Source organism: Acidibrevibacterium sp. (assembly GCF_049965395.1).
Lineage (GTDB): Bacteria > Pseudomonadota > Alphaproteobacteria > Acetobacterales > Acetobacteraceae > Acidibrevibacterium > Acidibrevibacterium fodinaquatile.
Window position 1 is genome coordinate 1 of record NZ_JBMFWJ010000101.1, and the last position, 2,815, is coordinate 2,815.

At 66.7% G+C, this 2,815-nt stretch carries 3 protein-coding genes; 2 read left to right on the top strand and 1 reads right to left on the bottom strand.

Features of this window, described 5'->3' with window-relative positions; translation table 11 throughout:
• The first annotated feature begins 42 nt into the window (after positions 1-42).
• Both rpmB and ACP5M5_RS14595 read left to right on the top strand, forming a co-directional pair.
• Positions 43-345: a 50S ribosomal protein L28 gene (gene rpmB, locus ACP5M5_RS14590; protein ID WP_114913980.1), complete on the top strand. Its 303-nt coding sequence runs from the start codon at positions 43-45 to the stop codon at positions 343-345.
• A gap of 85 nt (positions 346-430) precedes the next feature.
• On the top strand, positions 431-1,270 hold the full coding sequence (locus ACP5M5_RS14595) for a sensor histidine kinase (RefSeq protein WP_427938567.1): 840 nt from the start codon (positions 431-433) through the stop codon (positions 1,268-1,270).
• A gap of 13 nt (positions 1,271-1,283) precedes the next feature.
• On the opposite strand, the gene ACP5M5_RS14600 is transcribed toward ACP5M5_RS14595, so the two are convergent.
• Positions 1,284-2,815 (bottom strand): pyrroloquinoline quinone-dependent dehydrogenase (locus ACP5M5_RS14600; protein WP_427938570.1); only part of this gene is annotated, 1,532 nt, incomplete at its 5' end.

Consider the following 2,815-nt stretch of genomic DNA (forward strand, 5'->3'; position numbering starts at 1 on the left):
TTTCGTTTTTGCGTCCATCGGCTTCAGGAAATGGATTTCGCGATGTCCCGCCGCTGCCAGATTACCGGGAAAAGCGTGCTGACCGGCAATAACGTCAGCCACGCCAACAACAAGACCCGCCGCCGGTTCCTGCCCAATCTTCAGGAAACCTCCCTGCTCTCGGATGTGCTTGGCGTCGAGGTGACGCTCCGCGTGACGACGCGCGCACTTCGCACCATCGAGCATAATGGCGGCATCGATGCCTTCCTGATCGCAACGCCGGCGCGCAAACTGCCGGCGGAAGCGCAGGTTTTGAAGCGCCGCCTGCTTCGCGCCCAGGCCCGCCGCGCGCAAGCCGCCGCCTGAGAGATCCGCTTCGCGAAAAAACGGTTCGCGAGGCCGCTGAACGACGTTAACCAGGCTTTTGCTTTTGCGGAGTTAGTCTCGTGTCATGAGCGAGACTATTCTGGTTTTTTCATTGGCCTCTTTCCTGATCGGCGGTGTGGCGGCTGGGGTGGCGCTACTGCGCCCGCTGCAGCGTGCGCGCCAGGCGCGTTGGCTGGCGCGGCAAGCGGCCGATCAGGCCGAAGCACGGTGCGCGGCGCTGACCCGGTTGGTTGCCCTTTCCGTGCATGAGCTGCGCCAGACCACGCTGCGCCTTCATGGCCAGGCGCAGGTGCTGGCGGCGGACCAGTCCGACCCGGCGGCGCGGCACGCGGCCCCGGCGGCGATCGAGACGCTGAGCCGAACGCTGCTCAGCCTCGCCGACGATCTCGACGAGCATCTCCACCCGGCGCGCCAGCAACCCGTTCTTCATGACGAGGCGCTGGCGCTCGGCCCGCTGATCGAAGAAACGGTGGCGACCGTGGTTGCGACCCTCGGGCCGAGCCGGCGGAAATGGCGAATCGCGCCGGAATTGGCGGAGATCACCCTGCGCGCCGACCGGCGGGCCTTCCGTCAGGTGCTGCTCCGCACCCTGAGCCACGCCGCGCGCAGCTCTGGCCATGGCGACTGGATCGAAATCAGCGCCGAGGCGCACCCTGGCGGGCTCGCGCTGATCATCACCGACGAAGGGGCGGGGTTGGTGCATGCCGAACCGGCGGGGCTTGCCGAGCCGCCACGCCGCATCGCCGACAGCCGCGGCCTCGGTCTCGGTCTGACCCTGGCGCGCAGCCTGATCGAGGCCCATGGCGGCCGCCTCGCCATCGAATCGAAGCCCGAGATCGGCACCCGCGTGACTCTGGATCTGCCGCGCGCCCGCACCCTCGCCCCGCAAACCGCCGAGCCCTGACCGCCCGACCCGGTCAGCGCGTCTCCGGCAAGGCGAAAACCCAGAGCACCGCGCCTTCGTCTGGAAGCGCGATGTTTGGCACCAGCGTCGATAGCTCTTGCCCCTGGCCGGAGCCGTTGCCGACCGCGATCGCGACATATTGCCGGCCATTGACGGCGTAGCTGATCGGGAAGCTGTTGACGGCGTTATTGGTGCGGATCTGCCACAACACCTTGCCGCTAGCGCTGTCGAGGGCGCGGAAGACGCGATCCCAGGCGCCGGCGAAGACGACGCCGCCCGCCGTCGGCAAAACCGCGCTGGTGGCCGGGGCGGGGAAGCGGAATGACCAGCTGGTCGCCTGATCGGTGAGCTTCACCGCATCGATCCGGCCGATATTGCCGTCGCTCCCGGGGACCAGGTTGCGCGCAAACGTCGCCCGCCCGCCGCCGCCCTGATAGGTCTCGCCGGGCTTGAGCGGCAGCGGCGTGGTATAGGCGCAGAATTCATTGAGCGGCAGAAAGAGCGTCTTGCGCTCGGGGTCGTAGGCCGTCGCCGGCCAGCCGCGGGCGCCGGGATCGGAGGGGCAGTTCATCGTCGTCTGACCGATATGCGGGATCGAGGCGGCGTTGATGGTTTTGGCGCCGGTCTTGGGGTCGATCGCGTCGACGATGTTTTGCGGCACCGTCTCCTTGGCCCAGAGCCAGCTCCCCGAGCCGCGATCGACTGCCTCGATCATGCCGAGCTTGCCGGTGGTGACGACCATGTTGCGCATCACGCCATCGATCGGGAGATCGACGAGGATCTGCTCGAAGGCGTCATCCATGTCCCAGGTGTCGTTGGGAAGATGCTGATAATACCATTTGATCTTGCCGGTGGCGACGTCGATCGCGAGCGTCGAGTCAGAATAGAGCGCGGTGTTGGTGACGCCGGGCGCGGATTTCGCGGGCAGCGTTCCGCGCATCTCGGCAATCCAAGGGTAGGGTTCGGCGATGCCGAAATAAGCGAGGCCGCGATCCGGATCGAAGGAGGCGGCGGCCCAGACCGAGAGGCCATAGCGGCGTTCGAGCGGCACCCCATTCCAGCTCTCGCTGTTCGGATCGCCGGGATGAGCGACCGACCAGACCCGCCATTTTTCGGCGCCGGTCTTCGCGTCGTGCCCGGTGATGAAACAGCCGCCGGGCTCGCCGTTGCCGCAGCCGGTCATGCCCTGCAGCACGACGCCGTTCGCAACCATCGGGCCGCTGGTATAGCGCCAGCCTTGCCGCCAATCGGCGACCGCGTGATCCCAGATCACCTTGCCGGTGCGGGCATCGAGAGCGACGAGATGGACATCCGAGGTCGCGATGATGATTTGGTCCTCATAGAGCGCCATGTTGCGCTTGGTGAGATCGTTGCCGCGGGCCTCGACGAGCGTATCGGGAAGATCGCGGCGATATTCCCAGAGCAGATCGCCGGTCGCGGCATTGAGCGCCTGCACCTTGTCGCCGTAGTTCCAGACATAGAGGACGCCATCATGAACCAGCGGCGTGGTCTCGGTCGGCCCGCTGGTGAGCGACCAGGTCCAGG

Bases quoted from the DNA above. Each gene is read 5' to 3' on its own strand.
- ACP5M5_RS14595 (WP_427938567.1), top strand. From the start codon at position 431: ATGAGCGAGACTATTCTGGTTTTTTCATTGGCCTCTTTCCTGATCGGC.
- rpmB (WP_114913980.1), top strand. From the start codon at position 43: ATGTCCCGCCGCTGCCAGATTACCGGGAAAAGCGTGCTGACCGGCAAT.